The following is an 18,573-nucleotide window of genomic DNA, read 5'->3' as shown; positions in this document are numbered from 1 at the left end:
CGACCTTTGGAACAGTCGACCGTCGACACCGCGGGATACCCGAAGAATCAGGCGTGGCAGGTGAAGCTCGGTGCCGGGCTCGTTCGTCTTCCTACGTTCCGCTGGCGGCAAGAAATAACAGCCGGAATTACGCTGACGGCAATCGCTGTACCCCTGAATATCGGGTACGCACAGATCGCCGGGTTGCCCCCAACAGCCGGCCTTTATTCACTGATTTTCCCTGCGATTGTTTTCGCGCTTCTCGCCTCGACCCGGCAACTCGTAGTCTCACCCGATGCGGCGGCTTCATCGTTGGTGGCAGCTTCGGTCATCGGCTTCGCGACACTGACCTCGCCGCACTACGTTGAGGTAGCCGCTGCCCAGGCCATCGTCGGAGGGGTGCTGTTCCTGCTGTGTTGGGCACTGAAGCTCGGGGCCATTGTCTCGTTCTTATCAGAACCCATGCTGGCGGGCTTTGTCGGCGGGTTGGCCCTCAATGTCCTGCTCAGCCAAGTCGTCAAGATGCTAGGACTCAAGGGGGTAGAGGAACCCGAGTTCGCGGGGAAACTCTTCGAAGCCATAACCCACATTGGGACCGTGAACCCCGCCGCGGTGCTTCTTTCCCTAGGTTGCCTGCTCGTCCTGCTGGCAGGGGGAAGGATAAGCCGAGCAGTTCCTTGGCCGCTGGTTGTCCTCGTCCTGGCATCGGCGGTCGTTGCGGTATTCGGGCTTCAGCGTGCAGGAATCAGCGTGCTGGGACCAATAGCTGCCGGCCTACCGGTCCCCAACCTGCCGCTCCTTTCCTGGTCCGAATGGATGGGGCTGTTTCCCAGCGCGGCCGCCCTGACCATCGTCGGGATGGCCGAAGCGCTGCTCCTGGCCCGACGCTACGCCGACCGCTACGGATACACTACAAACCCCAACCAGGACCTCTTCGCACTCGGGGCTGCCAACATGGCTTCCGGAACCACCGGCGGCTTCACTATAGGATCCTCTGCCTCCCGCAGCGCCGCGATGGAACAGGGCGGGTCCCGCACCCAATACCCGGCCATCATCGCCGCGGTTCTGACCATTTTGTTGATGATCTTCGGAACAGGCCTGCTGGAACACATCCCCTCCCCTGCAGTCGGGGCCATCGTGGCAGTGGCCGTCATCCGGCTCGTCGGGTTTGCCGATTTCCGCATGCTCTGGCACCGGCATCGCTACGATTTCACTGTCGGTATCGTGTGCTTCGTGGGGGTGCTCCTGATAGGCCCAATACGAGGTATTCTTTTGGCCCTTTTCCTCGCCCTGCTAGGTCTTGCCCGTAACGCGGCCGCAACACCAGTGGAGATCCTCAACACGTCAACGGGATCATGGGATCCTCAACCGGACAATCTGGCTCAAACCTCCCCCGTTCCCCCTTCACAAGGCAGGTCTGCCGTAGTCGGCAGGGTCATCGGGCCACTGTTTTTCGCTAATGCTGCAAGGTTCACCGATTCCGTCAAACGTCTCACCGAGTCCCCTGATCCGGACGGGGAAACATCGTCGTTCCTCTTCGACTGCAGCACCCTAACCGACATCGACACCACTGGCCTGGAAGCCCTCGCGGCGGCCAGAGACCGGTTGGAAGAACACGGCGCCAGCCTGCGCCTCGAAGGAGTCCGGCCAAACCTCCAAGAAATGCTCACGAACGAAGGCTTCGTCCTGGTCCCGCCGTCTCCTGAGGTTCAGAACTGAAGGGGAGGCGTCAGCGGGGGGTCAGGAATGTTTGACGTCACGACGGCATCCACCTGCGCATTGTTCAGGCCAGCACCGACAGCATGAACCACTTGCGAGGTCAGGATCGGTGCGGCCAACGGTGCATGCCAAAATCGAAGTGTCAATGTCAGGACCCCGGGTGCTGAGGTCACGAGGAGCACGCTGGGTTTGGGCTTCTCACTCACCCCTGGAACGGCCGCCGTTTCTTCTTCAATCAGGATGCGCAGGCGATCGAACTCCTCCACGCCGGCCGTGCAGCGGACCTGTATCCCGGTGCGGCGGTACCCGTGTTCGGAGTGGTTGACCAGGGGGCCTTCCAGTAACAACACATTGGGCACATGAATCGTTCTGCCATCGCGTGTAAGGATGACAACCGACCGACCGTTCAGCTCGAGAACCCTGCCGATGTAGTCGCCAACTTCAATTTCATCCCCAACTGACAAGGGCCGACGCGTCTGCAGGACAACCCCCGCGGCGAAGTTCGCTGAAATGCCCCGTAGCGCCAGCACCAAAACGGTGACGACGGTCAATGTGACGGCAATTACCGGTTGAACAGATGCCCCGAGAAATGTCGCGGCAACCCCGATCCCAACCAGCAGAACGGAGTATTGCACAGCTCGGCTCCCCAGCGCTTTAGCTGTTGGTGACAACCCCTGAAGCTGGCCCAGTAAATGGTGGACCGCCCGCCTGGCATAGACAGAAGCGACCAATCCTGCCACCACCGAGGCCAGGGCAAGAAGGATGTCCCATCCGCTCAGCGCCGAGGACGTGAGCAGCTTATTAAGATCAGACGTGGTCAACGGCATGCGATCTAGCTTCCGCCGTGCCGGTGTCCGGCGGCCCCGCGGTCAAGGTTTCTGTCGATGAGCCAGTACCCGAGGGAACTAAAAACCGACACAACCAGTGCCGCCACGATGGTCGCAACCGGCCCCCCAACGCTAAGGAAACGACTCAGCCCGGCAGCCAGGCCCAACAAAAGACCATTCACTACAAGGGCGAAGACACCAAATGTGGCCACCGACAAGGGCAGCGTCAGCAACCTCAACAACGGTCCTATAAGCGCATTTGTGAGTCCAAAAACCGCAGCCGCAGCGACAAGCCCCAAGAGTCCACCAGTGATGCTCACGCTGGGGATGATGAGGGCCGTAAGGACCAGGACTGTTGTCAGGACCAGCCATTGCAGAAGCATCCTCTGAATCCACCGCACACCCGTCCCCTTCCTCTCCCCTGCCCCACGGTCCCTGGCCGGCAGCCGATACCTCCGACTATGGACAGCGGCGACCTTGACGGCATCACCCCCCGCAGGTGAACAAAAGTCTCCCGCCCACTCCGCCGCCTTCCCGTGAGTTTTCCGCTGCGACCCGGGACCCGCTCTGCGAACCCGGGGGTAGGCAGTGACAGATCCGCTTTTACAAACGGCTCGCCAATGCTGCTCGACCGGTGATTCTCACCCCGGGAGGGTGAGTGACTTTACAAAGCCGGGCATCAAACTTGGTTTCAGATGGCTCCCGGACCACCGACCCCAACGAACCGGACGTGGAAAACCCGGCGGTGCTGCAGCAACCTGCGGCAAACGACGGGAAAAATCGCCACACACCGGAGAGCTACTCACAAATCCACCATCCGAATACCAGTAACCAATCACCCTCCCCAGGAACCATCCGCAAAGCGGAAACGAACTGACACGAACTAGAAAGTAGGGACACAATGGCATCGACATCAACCCCCCGATGGCTGCTGGCAACCGCCGCCCTCGGCCTCTCTGCTGCCCTGGCCGGATGCTCCTCACCCTCACCGGACCAGAATGCCCAAGCAGCATGCAGCGCACGGGCGGCCCTCACCCAGTCAGTGAAGGATGCCCAAACAAACCTCACGAGCAGCTCGACGGTGGCAGAGTACAAATCAGCTCGAGAAAACATCAAGAAGAACTACGAAGACCTCAACCGCGCGCTGTCAAATGTTCAAGCCGACCGCAAGAAAGACATGGAGAACGCCTGGAAGACCTTCGATGAGAAGGTCGAAAACCTCAACGACGAAACTTCTTTGACCGTTGCCGCCACAGAGGTAAAGCAGGAACTGACCAAGCTGCAGCAGGCTCAGGACTCCGCAACAGCCGACATCAAATGCAATTGATCGGCCCCGAACGCTGGCCGAAGAAACCCCCTGCCGCACTCATTTAATCAGTCCGAACAGCTGAACGGAGCAACCCCTCATGGGACCCGTCATAGGTGACCTGTTACCCCTGGCCGTCGGAATCGCCGTCAGCCCTGTGCCGATCATCGGGGCGATCCTGATGCTGCTCTCACCCAAGGCCCGCAGCACAAGCGTGGGCTTCCTTCTGGGGTGGCTGACGGGAATCATTGTCCCTGTCACCGTGTTCACGTTTCTATCGGCGTTGCTGCCCGAATCAGGGCCCGACGCGGGCCCTGCGCCCATAGCTGGCATCATCAAGATCCTTTCGGGCGCCCTGTTGCTTCTGCTGGCCGTCAAACAATGGCGAAGCCGGCCAGCTCCTGGCCAACGGGCCGAGCTGCCGAAATGGATGAGCGCCATTGAGTCGATGACTGCCGGAAGGGCAGTTGGCCTGGGACTGTTGCTTTCGGCGGCCAACCCGAAGAACCTCCTTCTCGCCATACCGGCAGGGGCAACTATTGCTAATGCAGGCCTGAACACAGGAGGAACAATCACCGCGATAGGGTTCTTCACCGTGGTCGGGGCCATTACCGTCCTGGCGCCTGTCGTTGCATATCTGCTCGCTGGTTCCCGAATGGCGAACGGGCTGGAAAAGATGCGCACATGGCTCGTGGACAGCAACAGCACGATCATGTCCGTCTTGCTGGTCGTTATTGGGACCGCCGTCATCGGCAAGGGCATATCCAACTTCTGAAAGGGCCCCGGGGAGGCCGCCGAACACAAGCCCTAATGAGAACAATGGCAAATCAATATTCATCGGTCGAACGGCCAGGCCGGTGTGGGAAGCGCAAATTACAGAAGACGGGGTTACAGAGTGACGAACTTTAGTAAGGACCTGGTACGTGAGGCGTTCATTTATGCGCAGCCGCTTGCAGAGGTGTACCGGCAATTTTCGCTGCAGAAGGCTTACCAAGGCCCAGCCAACCGTTTGATGGCGTTCCGTGGGCTCGCTGACGCGACCTTCCGTGCAGTGCCCTCCCCGAACACGGACACGGTCTACACAGTGTTCGCTTATGACCTGAGCGCTGGACCTCTAGTTGTGCAAACTCCGGGAATTCCCGAAAATCGGTATTTCGTCTTGCCCTTCTATGATGCGTTCACGAACGTCTTTGCTTCATATGGCACGCGCACAAAGACTTACGGGCCCCTGAACCTCCTTCTTACCCCTCCTGGCTACGACGGTGAAATTCCTCAGGGATTGACGGAACTTCGCTCACCGTCGCTTATCGGTTCAATGCTTGGACGGATCCTGGTCGCTGACGAGGACGACCTGCCCGCTGTGCGGGCTATTCAAGACCAATTCGTGGTCGATCCACTAGAGGACTGGCTTCAGGGCGTCCATACCCCACTGATGGACTTCGCCCATCCGGAGCCCGTGCCGCAATACAACTTCGTCGACAGTCGCAATGACATGGAGGGATTCTGGGTAGGAGCCGGCGAGATACTGGCCGGCGCCCCTGTCCCCGAGAGCCAACGAGACCAGCTGGCTTCCTTTGAGCCTATCGGGCTGACCCAAGCCGGTTTCACGATGCCCCGCGACCCCGCAGACCGGGAACTCTTACTGACAGAAACAGCCGCGTCCTGGAAGTTTCTGGCCGACTTCGCAGCGGACCAGTCACAGGCCGAAACTATGGGAGTTTCATTCTTCAATTCCAACGGATGGGGCTGGTCCGCGGCCGCACGCGACAAGGGAAACACTGGAAGGCTTTTCTACGGCGAGCAATACCTCTTGCGCGCTTGGACCAATTACCTCTATTACGGGGCACTCCCACCAGAAGAGGCCCTGTATCCCACGCTCTACAGGGACCCTCAAGGCGGTCCCTTGAACGGGGATCATTCCTACACCTGGCGGATGCCGGCCGGCATCCGACCGGTACGATCACTGGGATTCACCTCTTTGACGTTGTACGACATGGATGGATACTTCTTCGATAACCCTCACAACATCTACAAGATCGGCGATAGGGACAAAAACCTCATCTATGACGCCGACGGCAGCTTGACCATAACCATCAGCGCCACAAAACCCGACCGACCGGCCAACTGGCTGCCCTCTCCTGCAGGAAAAAATTTCTACCTCATGTTCCGCATCTATCTGCCCGTTGACGCAGTCCTTGATGGCACCTACGTCTTCGAACCCGTCGTCCGGGCTACCTGAGCGACATGGCCTTCATGGCGTCGATGGGGCTGGTCCTCCTGCTAGCAGTTGTCTGGATCGGGGGAATAACAGCCCTGTTGACGGCTCTAGACAGGCGTCTGGCAAAAGAACCGCAGCAAACCAGCCCAGGCCTGACAACGCCGGCAGAGCCGGACAGGAAGCCTTGAGCTCGAAGACGGACCATTCCACCGCGACAGGACCATCGACACCTGGTTGACACATTTCCTGCAGCCAAGATGAAGTGCCGCCACGGGCGCCTTGCCGTCAGGCACTTGCCAAGCCTGCAACAGCTTCCCATACCTTCCGTTTGATCTTGGAGGGATCGGCGCTGCGGGCACGGGCGCTGGCCGCATCAGGAATGCGTGAATAGACCAACGTCACGGCCACCGGGCTCTTTACCGTCTGCGCCGGGCTGGATTTACCAGCGCATCGACAGCTGTGCCGTCGGCTAGCGAACCTTCACGATGGGTGGAAGGACGTAAGCACCTGTGAGAACGCTCTTCCCCGGAATATAGACTCGCAACATCGGACGGAAGGCGCCGGCGGGAGCGGGAAGCCAGTTTGCCCGGTTTACGGGATCCACCGGTTCTGTGGCGCTGATGTATATGGTGAGCCCTCCGTCATCGGTCCACCGAAGACCGGGCGTGCGGTCCCCGACGGAGTAACGCTCCTCAGGATTAGCTACGAGGTAATAGTTGGGAACGTCGTACATGGTCAGGGACCAGAATGCCGCGTTGGGTGGAGGTGGGTTCAGCGTGAGCGTGTAGTCATGCTCACCCGATAGTTGCTTACCGTGCTGATCGACGTAGCTCGGGAAATACGCCGCTTCGTATGCGTGGTTGCCCCACAGCCCACCAAGGGCGGCAGATGCTCTTGTGATGAGACGACGGTCCGGATCCTCCAAGCGCCACTCCGCAGTGTTTAGGGTGCCGACTTCAAAGGAATCAAGGTTGTAGTCGAACACATGTATCGGTAGCTGCCACCCATTGACTTCTTTCACATAACTGTTCCGGAGGGTCGCCTCCAGTAATTCCAGCCCGGCGTCATAGCCTGCCCGCAGGATCTCCTGGTCGTCGTCGGGCAGCTTGGTTATTGGTCGATCCCCCGTGAGGCCCAAGGGGGCGAAGCTATTGTGCAGTAGCAAGTCCCGACTTGGAGGAGCGAATGTTTGCGAGTAAACGCGGTATTTTTCCCAGAACGCGAGGGCCTCTTCTAAGGAGCTTGTATCGACCATGGGCAATCCCGCCCCAGCCCGAGAATCGGAGCTGTCCAAGGGAGCTAAGAGGGTTGCAGCCTGGAGCTCCCGCACGACTGCCAGATCGGCGTCGCCGTTGACCGCCCACCGTCCTACGATTGATGCGACAGCCGTGGGGAAACGGATGACGGTGGCGTCCTGGGGCACAGTACCGTTCCATCCTGGAGGAACAAGGAAGAACCGGCCGGGTGCTGTTCCGGTCGCCCGCTTACCGACGTATGCGAAGTTCTCCGTCCACGCGCTCACAAATTGAAGGACATAGTAACGATTCCCGGTGTCAGGCACATCGAGAACCAGTGGGCCCGCCGTCAGATCGATTTGTGCCATCGAGTACACAGTGTCGTTGTTAATGGTGACAAACCGATCTTCTGGCCCGGCGAGTTGCCCAGCATGGCTGAAGGTGTTAAATGGTGCGGCCGGGTTCGCACCTACACCGGTGTGGACGTACCGCCATACCTGCTCCAGATTGAAAACGAGCGGGAAACCGTAAACGAAAGCCTCGGTGGCCAGTTCAACCGGCGACTTCTCTAAACCTGGATCCTTGCTCATAGTGACTCCTGTTCTGTACTTGGAATGTACTGACTAGTGCGATATTGGGGGTGGGGTTCTGAACTCTTTCTCGAGTGCCTGTCGGACTCGAAGTGGCGGCAACCATAGCAAAAACAACTGGATTCTCCTTCCGCCCGCTGACCTCACCTCGGGGAGCGTTTGAGTCCCGTCATCCTGCTCTCGACAGGCGCACTGACCTGCTCAAAAGAGGAAAGGAATGGCTTTTTGCACCTGCATGAAGGCCACCATTGCCAGTAAAACAACAGTGAGAGTCGTGTTGTGGGAAGCGATCCAGCCCCTCACTCCGTTAAGAAAAGGTTCTGCGTCTCGACCCTTTACAGCGACCAAAACTACGGGAATTGCCATAGGCGAAATGCTGATAACGGCGAAAACGATCAACACCCACATAGACGCGCTACTGCCTACTTCCGCGAGCCTCACATCGAGAGAAGCCACGATGGCGCAGGACATATTCACAGGATTGAGCAAGAAGATGCCTGACCCGAGGAGGAACGAGCGGCCCGGAGAGAAATGTTCCACGGCCTGCAGCCAGCCGGGCAGTTGAGGCGCTGCCTCAGCTATTTCCATTGGTGACCTCGCTGAAGCCATCTTCAGAGTTCGTCGATGGGCCCGCCGGTAGGTCCAAACGGCTCCCGCGACGAGGACAGTTGCGAGTACCAGTCGAGCAAAAGGTACCCACAGCGGCGGTTCCCGCTGTGCTTCCAATTCAAAGTATCCAAACACAGCGTACGATGCACTAAGCGCGATCGACACGCCGAGAATCCACCCAAAAAGATACATCGTCCCATTCAACTTGGGCCTCTTGGACAGCAGGACCGCTACCAAAGCAATGATGGCCAGAGGACTGGCAACGATCCCAAAAACGACTGGGACCAGCTCCCAGATAAGCTCAGCCACGACGTCCTCCCTTCTGAAGGCCATTGCAGAGAGGCATTGTGTCAATCAAGAGCGGCTCGATGTCTGTTCTCCTCAAATCGGCCATACCTACCGTTCCTCTCCACCCTGACGCGCCACTGCACTACATAGAGCCGCCCAAGAACACAAACGGTCACGGCTAGCCTCAGTCTTTCGCACACTCCCAGCCAATCGTGTTGGGAGGCCCGTCTGCCGTGTGGGCAGCGAGACGTGACCGCCTCTCGGGCTTCCCATCCCCGTTCTTCTGCCAAGTTATCGGCCCGACTGAGTCCGGTATTGTTCGCTCCAGGGTTTTTGTTGTGTTCTGTAATGACCTTATTCTGATGCCCGTGAACGCTCCCTCACTCACCCTCTCGGGGTGAGAACAAGAAAAACTCTCGAAAGCCTGCCTTGACCGATCAAGGATAAAGAACCCTCGCCAGGCGCCGCCTTTTCCAGATGGGTTCCGATATTCGCTGAGTCGACTTCCAAAACGACGCGATCCTGGTCACGCGTGGAGCAGCGAATGCAGGGATCGGGTGGAACCGCGTCACTGCTTAGGTCGGAGAGTTTGAGCGTAGTCGACCAATTGCAGGGCGGTGCACGCGTTCAGGACGCTGCCGGTTGCTCCCTATAACCGTGGGAGTTGCACGACGGCTTGTCGACCGCCTTGTCGGTGACGGCCTGGTGGAGCGGCCGCCTCATCCCAGTGACCTTCGCAGCCACTTCTTGCATGTGACCGCCCTTCTCGACGAAGTTGACTCCAGCCTTGCTCAGAAAGATCCCCCTTCTGCACTGGTCACATCTCTGACGACGCAACCAGGCGCTCGGGGGCAACTTCTTGACGCAGGTGGCGACCCTGGATGCCATCCAGCGCCCGTCGTTGCCCGCACGGCATGCGCATCCAAAAGCCCCGGGCATTAACGGCCAGTGCTTACCCCATGCCCGTATCATGGGGATGGTAATGCACCACCCGCTAAACCCTGCGTTCCTCCTCGATACGACGCTGTATCAAGGTTTGCCGCCACACGTCGTAGATGCTTCTTCGCCCACACACCAAACACCCCGAAAGACATAACCGTCCAGCAGGCAGGCGTACTGGCCTTGACACCGTACCTGCTCCGACTGCTGTTGCTGCTGAGAGGAGGCACAGCAATACGACCACGGACGGCACGACATTGCTCCGTAGCAGGGAGCTAGCGAAGGTGTACATAGCGGCGGAGTTTCGCTAAGGGCGTGGGCGAATGGCCGCCGCATCTATTTGGTTGCGCCCGAAGGAAGAAGTAATCGTGATCCAAGTCAGCACAAGTGATCGGGACGAAGCTATTACAGCAGTAAGCCGGGTTTACTGCCCCCATCAGCTGCGCCTGGATAAACGTACCGCTGCCGCAACGACTCGGCTTCGGGCCGACGTGAGCCATGGTTTTGCTCACGTCGGCCTCGAATACGGCGCAACGGCTGACGTCGATGCAAGTGATCTAAAGGACCTCATTCTGGTTATGCACGCAGTCAGGGGCACAGCCTCGGTGCGCCAACCTGGCCGGGAAAGACGATGGATAGCAGGTCAAACTGTAGCCGTCACCGGCGATCAGCCAACCCGGTTCTCTTTTGATGCCATCTTCATGCAGACGTCTCTACGACTGGACCCTGCAGACGTCCGAGCTCACTGCGAGAAGCTGCTGGGAACTAGTTTGGATGCCAATGTTCGCTTTGATCTGCAAAGCTTTTCTCCGGACCTCGAAGTGTCTTGGTCGCAAATCATGACCATGTCTTCAAATCGCAGGGCTCTATCCTCCTCCGGGCTGGGATATCTCCAGCAACTAGCCATGGATCTGCTCCTGCATAGGCATCCGCATAATTATTCCCACCTGCTCGGCTTCAGGGACCGGCCTGTGGCCGGTCTCGCTGCCGAGGCAGTCGCTCTCATCGATTCTCTCCCCGAATACGAACTCTTGCACGTTGCCGACGTAGCAGCCAGGCTGCAGGTCAGCGCGCGCAGCCTAGAGCGAGCATTTCGGGAGGCATTTGATGTCAGCCCCGCGCAGTACCTCAGGAGCAAAAGACTCAACCGCGTTCGGCGAATGCTCGAAGAGGCTGACCGAGGTACTTCCGTAACTGACATCGCGTCTGCTCACGGTTTTTACCATCCTGGCAGGTTTGCCCGCTACTACCGCCAGAGGTTCGGGGAGTCGCCCTCGGCCACCCTCGCCCGGAACTAGTCTCAGTCGTTTTTCGGCCCTTCGTGTCGGATTGCGGATAGCACTCGACTGTGAGGCGTGTCACCGTTGTGGTATTCCCTATCGCAAGGAGGCACCATGCCGCTGACTACCCGGTCCGCAGTCGTTTTGGAGAAGGACGCGCCGTTCGAAATTCGTGACTTGGAGCTGCGGGAGCCCAGGCCCAATGAAGTCATCGTGGAAGTCAGCGCCGTGGGCGTCTGCCACACAGATATCATCATGCAACAGCAATTCTTTCCCGTATCTTTCCCCGCCGTTTTTGGCCACGAAGGGGCCGGCATAGTGCGCCAAATCGGCAGTGACGTTACGAAAGTGCGCGTAGGAGATCACGTTGTTCTTGGTTTCGCGTCCTGCGCGAAGTGCCGCAACTGCCTTCGAGGCCTTCCCTCGTATTGCCTGTACTACTACGACTGGAACTTCAAGGGTCGGCTTCTTGATGACACAACCGCGCTAACCGATAATGGCCAGGACGTGGCTGCGCACTTCTTCGGGCAAAGTTCATTCTCCCGCTACGCCTTATGCGCTGAACGCAATGTTGTCCTGGTCGACCCCGAGGTGGACTTGGCAATCCTTGGACCGCTCGGATGCGGTATCCAAACGGGTGCAGGAGCCGTGTTGAATTCACTCAAGGTCGAGGCAGGATCAAGTATTGCAGTCTTCGGTGCCGGGGGTGTAGGGCTCAGCGCCGTTATGGCCGCTGTCGTCGCCGGAGCAACGACCATCGCGGCGGTGGATGTGGACCCCGCCCGGCTTCGGCTGGCCAAGGAACTGGGCGCCACTCACGTGATCGACGCCCGTTCAACGGACCTCATGGCTGACCTCGGGCTGGTTGCACCCGAGGGGTTCATGTACACCATCGAATCTACCGGGCGGCCCGACGTCCTTGTGCAGGCGGTCGACATCCTTATGGTGACCGGCGTTTGCGGAACAATTGGCGCCTCTCCAATGGGCACCACAGCAGCAATCAACATGAACAACCTCATCTTTGGCCGCACGATTCGAGGCATTTGTGAAGGCGACAGCGTCCCGGAAATCTTCATCCCTCAACTCATCGAGCTTTACAAGCAAGGCCGGTTCCCCTTCGACAAGTTGATCAGCCGCTACGCCTTCGAAGACATTAACCTTGCCTGCGATGACGCCAAGGCCCTCAAAGCCGTCAAACCTGTCCTGGTCTTCTGACCCAACCGATAGGTCCCGAACCCCTTATAGTGCCCAAACTGAAACCAACTCTCAAAAGGAATCCCCTATGAGTATTGATACCCAGGACGCCACGGCGGCCGCTTCAACCGGAATCAGCGCTTTTTATGGCGCGTTCATCAACAACGAATTCACCGCTGCAAACGGGCCCTCATTTCCTGCCTTCGACGCAGGAACCGGGGCACATCTGGCCGATATCGCTCGCTGTGGATCGGCGGAGATCGAGGAAGCCGTTCGTGCTGCACGGGTTGCTTTCCCCGCTTGGAAAGCTTTAGCCGCCGAGGAACGCGCGGCTCTCTTGCTGAAACTAGCGGACGCAGTCGAAGCGAACCTTCCTCGATTGGCTCTCATCGACGCGCAGGATATCGGCAGGAAAGTAGGCGAAACCGCACTGGACCACCAGTTCGCCATCAACCAATATCGCTACTTCGCAGCTGCAACGATCACTCATGAGGGCTGGGGTCGCCCCATTCCGAATGGCTACCTAGTTGCAAAGAGGGAGCCCTACGGCGTCTGCGGGCAGATCATCCCTTGGAACGTCCCGGCCATCATGGCCGCCTTCAAGATTGCCCCGGCAGTCGCGGCCGGGAACACTGTGGTACTCAAGCCCGACGAGAACGCCTCACTGTCCACACTTGAACTTGGCAAACTCATCGCCGAAATCTTCCCTCCCGGCGTAATCAACATCGTCCCTGGAATGGGTGAGGAAGCTGGAGCTGCGCTCACCGCGCATCCCGGCGTAGATAAACTTGCATTCACCGGCAGCAGCGAAGTCGGGCGCTTGATCTCCGTAGCCGGCGGCAAACGCCTCGTTCCAGTGTCACTTGAACTCGGCGGCAAGAGCCCCAACATTGTCTTTCCCGACACAGACAAACTTGACTCGGTCGTTGACAATGCATCGTTCGCTGCGCTCTACTGCAACGGTCAGAGCTGCCTGGCAGGGACCCGACTCTTCGTGCACGACGACATTTACGATGAGTTTATGGCCAAGATGGTAGCCGCCTTCAAGCGCATCAAAGTTGGACCAGCCCACGACACGTCGTCATCGCTCTCCGGTCTCATTTCCGAAGAGCAAGGACTCCGAGTCCTTGGATACATCGAAAAAGGCCTGGCCGAGGGAGCCAAACTACTCACAGGTGGCAAGCGTGTCGCCGTACCTGGCTACGAACACGGCTACTTCATCGAACCCACGATTTTCGAAGCAACCAACGACATGGTGATTGCCCAAGAGGAAATTTTCGGGCCCGTTCTGACCGTGATCCGGTGGAATGACTTCGACCAGATGATACATGAAGCCAACAATGTCCGTTATGGCCTCGCTGCCGGGGTTTACACGTCAAATCTTAAAAATGCGATGGCAACGGCAGACCGCCTGGAGGCTGGTTCCGTTTGGATCAACTCGTACTTCAACCTCGCCTCCGGGTCACCATTCGGCGGATTCAAAGAGAGCGGGATAGGGAGCGAGTACTGCCACGAGACGCTCAACATGTATACCCACCTCAAATCGATCACTCTACAGAACGAACCCAGTGACGCTTGGTTCGTACCCTCGCCATAAATAGTGATCGTGTTGGCGCCGGGCCTTCCACGGTCCTACACGGTTACCGTGAGGGCGAATCACCTCCCACAGTTCGCTTCCTTGGAACCTGGACGGCCCCAGCCTGCTGTCGCCAGGAAGGCCTCGGACCGTCACTGAGTCCTTCCTGGCAGGCATGGCGACACTACTTCCTTCATATGTGGGCGCGGAAGAGCGTATCGGCGATGTCCATGATGTTTCTTTCAAATTGTCGGCCCGCCGTGGTCGGCTCCTTTGAGCTGGTAGAAGCCACCGACCGTAGCTCTTCCCTACGGCGTCATGTAGTACGAGGCTCCACGTGAAGGGGTCGAGTCGGTCTTTGTTGCCGCGGACGATGGGAATCGGCGGACACCTCCTTGCCCGTTGTATTCGACGGCGTTAATGGTCTGGCGATTCAGACCGCCATACGGCCGGGAACTGAGGCTGAGTCTCTAACCGGTGGAAGCGGCAGTAATGAACAAGCCGGATACGTCGGCCTCGGGTCGATGTGCCATTTCGTGTACGGGGGTCTTGGGGACCGCGCGGCGGCCACGCAGCCTGATATCGCGCTCAAGACGGGCTCGTCTGAGGTCCCGCCGGGGCCCACCATGGCGGATGTCCGGGGGCCGGTCTTCGAGGCCGATGTCGCCACCGGCGGCTGTCTCCAAAGACAAAAACTCAAACCAACATATGGACGCACTCAATACGGGAAAACTCGGCCTCAATAACGGGGGGTGTTTTGCTGATGTCACGCGGACGGCGGGCCGGGTGGACTCACCTTCCCCGCGAGGACAACTGTCACCGAGACCGGCGTTGTTTTTCCCGATGGCACACCCCTGAACATTGGCGAGGAGTTCGCGTTTGGAGGTGGCTATTCCGGGGACCTGGTGCTGGGGGAGTGCGGCCGCCCTGGCGAGGCTTTGCTGGTTCAAAGTTGGGGCTTCCAGCCCTGATCTCTGGCCGGCAGCAACGCCAAACCACGACGTCGGCACTCACCGTGAGTGCCGACGTCGTGCTTTCCGTGTCTTTTCCCAGGGCTCGTTACACTTTTTCGATTGCCGGACATTAACGGGGTATGAGCTTGCAAACGGAGCAGGGGGATCGCGTGGAGTTGGCCAGGCAGAAGCATTTTCTGGCGGCCCACGCCGCGTGCCATGACAAGGTATACCGCTATTTCCGGCGCCGAACGGAGGGTGCGTCCACGGCCGAGGACCTCACCGCAGACGTGTTCCGGATTGCGTGGGAAAAGTCCCGACAGGACCAGGAACTCTCTGTGCTTGTGGTGTTTGGCATTGCCCGCAACGTCCTCCGGAATCATTACCGTTCGACCGTCCGCTCGCAGAACCTCACGCAGCAGTTGGAGCGGCAGCGGACGGCTGAGTTGGGATCCGACGACGGACTGGTGAGGGAAGCGCTGGACCGTCTCAAGCCCGAGGAACGCGAGGTCCTTCTCCTGACGTACTGGGACGGATTCAGTTCCGCCGAGGTCTCAAACCTGCTCGATGTCACCGCTACGGCCGTCAGGATGCGTCTGCACCGGGCACGGAAGGAACTCGGCAGCCTGCTTCGTACAGACCACATCACGGAGGATCCCAGAAATGCGTAACAACGACATGTCCACCCTGGATCGCCTGACCGCGGCCGATCCCGCCCTTGCGGTGACGGAAGATGAACTGGCCCGCAGCCGGGAAATGAGTTTGGCGGTGATGGCTACCGACGCCGAGCAGCTTGCCGTGGGTGGGTCCATCGGAGATTCCCATCAACGGCCCACCGGGAGCCGGCGGCGGGTGATGGCCGGATTCGGGTTGTTGGCGGCGGCCGCTGCAGTTGTTGTAGGCGTCCTCGTCACATTCTCCGCGCCGACCGAGGTGGTTCTGCAGGGGGCTCCGGCGGCCACACAGAGTGGCAGTGCACCGCAAAATGACGCGTTGAACCCGCCTGAGCTTTCGCCCCTGCCGGAGATTACGGGGCTCAAAGATGCAACGGGGAACGCCAGGATCATTACCGGTGGCAACGGCAAAAAGGCCGCTGTTTCCACGGATGAAGACGTGGACGTCTTCATGGAAGCGCTCGCCACGGGAACCCTGGGTCTGAACAGCGGCGGGTGTATCGCCCGCATCGGAGCGGACGGCATCGCCGATGGATTGGTGTTCCCCTTCGGAACGACCCTTACTGAGTCGGGGGTACTTCTCCCCGACGGAACGCCCGTCAATATCGGCGACGACCTTGCGTTCGGCGGCGGACTCACCCCAGGCCAAGTGGACCTCGGGGAGTGCGGCCGCCCTGGCGAGGCTTTCCTGGTTCAAAGTTGGGGCTTCCAGCCCTGATCTCTGGCCGGCAGCAACGCCAAGCACGACGTCGGCACTCACCGTGAGCGCCGACGTCGTGCTTCCTATTCGGCGGACTCTTCCTCAACAACCGGGTCCTTCAACAGCAGGGCCGTGCCCTGGAAGGCCGGCAGCTCGAGATAGAAGCTGTGGAGGTCGTCCACCTGGCCGACGTCCTCGCCGCTGAACAAGTCATGCACGGTAGCTCCGGGCACGAGGTGTGAGGACTGGATGCTGCCTGCAATGTCCTGGTCCGAGAAGTTCAGGACCGTTACCTGGAGAGCTCCGTCGGCCAGCTGGTTGACCATCACCAGCAGTCCCCGGTTGGAAACGTCCGGCACGTCCAGCAAGGTGCTGGTGGCAATGCCCGACTCCTCCCGCACTGTGAGGATCTGCTGGAGGCGGCGAGCGTAGGAGCGTGAATCCTTGAGCTGCTCGGGCAGGGAACCGTAGAGGCTGCGGGCACGGGCCATGCCGGCCAGCGAGGTCTTCGCGTCCGGGCTGGTGCCCATGAGGTCGTGGGCTCCACGGTTGATCCAGCGTGTGTCACCCTGCGACGTGAGTTCCTTGACGGTTTCGCGGTCCAGGGCCGTGATGCCGGTGAGGTCCCAGCCCGAGAGTGCGAAGACGCCCGGCTGCAGCGCGTTGTACATGGACAACAGCACGTGGGCGTCCAGTACCTGGGCTTCCTGCTCAGGGGTGATGGCGTCCTGGTCCTTGATACCCAGCGCGGCCATGATGAAGCTGACCGTGGTGCAAGCGATGCCGTTGGTGGTGAACAGTGCGTTGTAGGGCCCATTCTCGCCCGTGAGACGTTCCCGCAGGGTCTCCTGCACCTTCTCCGCAACTTCGGCTCCGGTCAGTTCTTCACCGCCAAGCTCGAAAACGTCGTCCCTGTGCCCGGCGGCAAAGTGCAGCAACTCATAGGTCAGTTCGTCGTGGTTCTGGAGGGCGTGGACCAAAGAGGCCTGGTCCACCCCGATCTCCATGGAGAGGCGCAGGGTCAGGCGCAGGAATTCGGTATCGCCTGTGACGAATGCGTAGTGGTATGCGGGCCGGGTAATGAAGTCGTATGAGAGGTCGGGGCCCGATTCTGACTGGGCCTTGATGTCGTCGATAGTGAGGTTGAGTTCCTGGAAGGAGAACCCGCCCACCTTGCGGATCATGGAGCCGATCAGCTGGTTTGCCGCCTCGGACAACGGGTGGCCCTCCGACCATCCCGGCTCCTCTTCCGCGCTCTTTTCGACGCCCAGGAAGCCGTTGGCATCAAGCCGCAGCGCACCGGTGCCGAGGTCCAACAGTGAATGCAGTGCGTCACCTACCACCAGGCGCATGCCGGCGAACGTTGGGTCCAGCCAGTTGATGGACGGCTGGCCGGACTTGAAGTAGTGGAGGTACACCCAGCGTCGGGTCTTGCCCGTGGTGTCGATAATGGGCTTGGTGGCGCTCCAATTGGTTTCCTTGACACCGGGTTCGTAGAAAATGACCCGCTGCAGCCGCCCAATGATGTAGCCCGCCTTTTGCAGGGCTTCCTCAGCGGCCGGGCTGATGTTCACCGAGTCCTCGCCCTCGGGAACGTCCGGCAAAAGGTGCCAGTCCTCCCCGGGGATGTCCACCATGTGATAGATGCCGGGGTAGTCCCGGAAGTTCATCTCAGCCAGCCGGAAGTCCGCGCCCTTGCCTGTGTGCCCGGGGACGATGTCGTCAATGATGGTGCCGCCGTGCTCGTTGGCGACCTCGCACATCTGACGGAACTCTTCTTCCGTCCCGAACGCCGGATCGATCGCCATGGAAATGCGGTCAAAATGGCCGTCCACGCTGGGTGTCTGCGACCAGCCACGGATGCCGCCAGCCAGCTTCACAGGGCCAGTGTGCAACCCACGGATGCCAATCTTGCTGAACGCATCCCAGAGCTCGGGATCACCCAGCGCCGAAAGGAAGGACTGGCCATCCTTGGTGATGAAGGACAGCGGGTAGGCGGTGAACCAGACAGGTGAACGCTCAACGGCTGCGCGCGGGTTGGGCCTGGCGTACGAGTTCTGCCACATGCTGGCCTGCCCGGACAACTGGCGGGCCATGGTGTTGGCATCACCCAGCATGGATTGGTTCCTGAGCCAGTCCACATAGGTTGAGTTCAGGCCGTCGAATTCCAAGGAGGGCCGGGCGGCAAAGAACTGGCGCCTTCGGGCGATCGGCCGGAGCGCCTTGGGCCGGGCCGGGTAGAACTGCTCGTCAAAGGTGATTTCCGCCGGTTCGCTTGCGATTTCATCGGGCGTTTCCTGTGGCGTCTCCTCCGGATTTTCTTCTGGAGTTTCGCTGATTTCTGACACGCTCGTGTTGACTGCAGGCTCCCGCACAGTTGTCTCCTTACGTGGTCGCCGCGTCAACGCCGACCGTCCGAGGGGGGTCGTTCAAGAGGTCACGTACCCGGGCTTGCCCGGACTATTCATGCTAGTCGGGGGAGCCTG

15 protein-coding genes are annotated in these 18,573 nt (G+C 59.6%); 9 read left to right on the top strand and 6 right to left on the bottom strand.

Annotated features, from left to right (window positions below; all coding sequences use genetic code 11):
- The first annotated feature begins 6 nt into the window (after window positions 1-6).
- Entirely contained in the window at window positions 7-1,698 is a 1,692-nt protein-coding gene (locus tag QEH68_RS20885) for a SulP family inorganic anion transporter (protein ID WP_280624875.1), read from the top strand.
- Here QEH68_RS20885 and QEH68_RS20880 read toward each other — a convergent pair.
- Window positions 1,689-2,525, bottom strand: a complete 837-nt coding sequence (locus QEH68_RS20880) for a mechanosensitive ion channel domain-containing protein (protein ID WP_280624871.1) — start codon at window positions 2,523-2,525, stop codon at window positions 1,689-1,691. The genes QEH68_RS20885 and QEH68_RS20880 overlap by 10 nt on opposite strands.
- A 5-nt stretch (window positions 2,526-2,530) precedes the next feature.
- A complete protein-coding gene (locus tag QEH68_RS20875) occupies window positions 2,531-2,908 on the bottom strand; it encodes a phage holin family protein (protein ID WP_280624868.1) in 378 nt (125 codons plus the stop codon).
- A gap of 518 nt (window positions 2,909-3,426) precedes the next feature.
- Here QEH68_RS20875 and QEH68_RS20870 point away from each other — a divergent pair.
- From QEH68_RS20870 to QEH68_RS20860, 3 genes are all read left to right on the top strand, one after another.
- Window positions 3,427-3,852 carry a hypothetical protein gene (locus QEH68_RS20870; RefSeq protein WP_280624864.1) on the top strand — a complete coding sequence of 142 codons (426 nt, stop codon included), beginning with the start codon at window positions 3,427-3,429 and terminating at the stop codon, window positions 3,850-3,852.
- A gap of 79 nt (window positions 3,853-3,931) precedes the next feature.
- Window positions 3,932-4,606, top strand: a complete 675-nt coding sequence (locus tag QEH68_RS20865; protein ID WP_280624861.1) for a GAP family protein — start codon at window positions 3,932-3,934, stop codon at window positions 4,604-4,606.
- A gap of 120 nt (window positions 4,607-4,726) precedes the next feature.
- Window positions 4,727-6,070: a DUF1254 domain-containing protein gene (locus tag QEH68_RS20860; RefSeq protein WP_280624858.1), complete on the top strand. Its 1,344-nt coding sequence runs from the start codon at window positions 4,727-4,729 to the stop codon at window positions 6,068-6,070.
- Window positions 6,071-6,518: 448 nt separating this feature from the next.
- On the opposite strand, the gene QEH68_RS20855 is transcribed toward QEH68_RS20860, so the two are convergent.
- Together QEH68_RS20855 and QEH68_RS20850 are read right to left on the bottom strand one after the other, a co-directional pair.
- The gene (locus QEH68_RS20855; protein WP_280624855.1) at window positions 6,519-7,874 is read right to left on the bottom strand and encodes a DUF1254 domain-containing protein; all 1,356 of its coding nucleotides are present in this window, start codon (window positions 7,872-7,874) and stop codon (window positions 6,519-6,521) included.
- Between the two features lie 201 nt (window positions 7,875-8,075).
- Window positions 8,076-8,792: a GAP family protein gene (locus tag QEH68_RS20850; protein WP_280624852.1), complete on the bottom strand. Its 717-nt coding sequence runs from the start codon at window positions 8,790-8,792 to the stop codon at window positions 8,076-8,078.
- 1,241 nt (window positions 8,793-10,033) lie between these two features.
- Between QEH68_RS20850 and QEH68_RS20845 the strand changes: the two genes are divergently transcribed.
- From QEH68_RS20845 to QEH68_RS20835, 3 genes are all read left to right on the top strand, one after another.
- The gene (locus QEH68_RS20845) at window positions 10,034-11,008 is read left to right on the top strand and encodes an AraC family transcriptional regulator (protein ID WP_280624849.1); all 975 of its coding nucleotides are present in this window, start codon (window positions 10,034-10,036) and stop codon (window positions 11,006-11,008) included.
- 96 nt (window positions 11,009-11,104) lie between these two features.
- Window positions 11,105-12,205, top strand: a complete 1,101-nt coding sequence (locus QEH68_RS20840; RefSeq protein ID WP_280624846.1) for an NAD(P)-dependent alcohol dehydrogenase — start codon at window positions 11,105-11,107, stop codon at window positions 12,203-12,205.
- Window positions 12,206-12,272: 67 nt separating this feature from the next.
- Window positions 12,273-13,781, top strand: coding sequence for an aldehyde dehydrogenase family protein (locus QEH68_RS20835; RefSeq protein ID WP_280624843.1), 1,509 nt, complete (start codon window positions 12,273-12,275; stop codon window positions 13,779-13,781).
- 449 nt (window positions 13,782-14,230) lie between these two features.
- Here the strand turns inward: QEH68_RS20835 and QEH68_RS20830 are convergent, their stop codons facing one another.
- Window positions 14,231-14,452 (bottom strand): hypothetical protein, encoded by a 222-nt coding sequence (locus QEH68_RS20830; RefSeq protein WP_280624841.1) that lies wholly within the window; start codon window positions 14,450-14,452, stop codon window positions 14,231-14,233.
- A 401-nt stretch (window positions 14,453-14,853) separates the two neighbouring features.
- Here QEH68_RS20830 and QEH68_RS20825 point away from each other — a divergent pair, with 401 nt between their 5' ends.
- Window positions 14,854-15,384 (top strand): RNA polymerase sigma factor, encoded by a 531-nt coding sequence (locus QEH68_RS20825; protein ID WP_280624839.1) that lies wholly within the window; start codon window positions 14,854-14,856, stop codon window positions 15,382-15,384.
- Window positions 15,377-16,105: a hypothetical protein gene (locus tag QEH68_RS20820; RefSeq protein ID WP_280624837.1), complete on the top strand. Its 729-nt coding sequence runs from the start codon at window positions 15,377-15,379 to the stop codon at window positions 16,103-16,105. The genes QEH68_RS20825 and QEH68_RS20820 overlap by 8 nt, the downstream gene beginning before the upstream one ends.
- 65 nt (window positions 16,106-16,170) lie before the next feature.
- Here QEH68_RS20820 and treS read toward each other — a convergent pair whose 3' ends face one another.
- Window positions 16,171-18,462, bottom strand: a complete 2,292-nt coding sequence (gene treS / locus QEH68_RS20815; protein WP_280624835.1) for a maltose alpha-D-glucosyltransferase — start codon at window positions 18,460-18,462, stop codon at window positions 16,171-16,173.
- Window positions 18,463-18,573: the final 111 nt, after the last annotated feature.

This window comes from Paenarthrobacter sp. OM7 (genome assembly GCF_029873575.1).
GTDB lineage: Bacteria > Actinomycetota > Actinomycetes > Actinomycetales > Micrococcaceae > Arthrobacter.
This window is presented reverse-complemented; position numbering and strand designations above follow the sequence as displayed.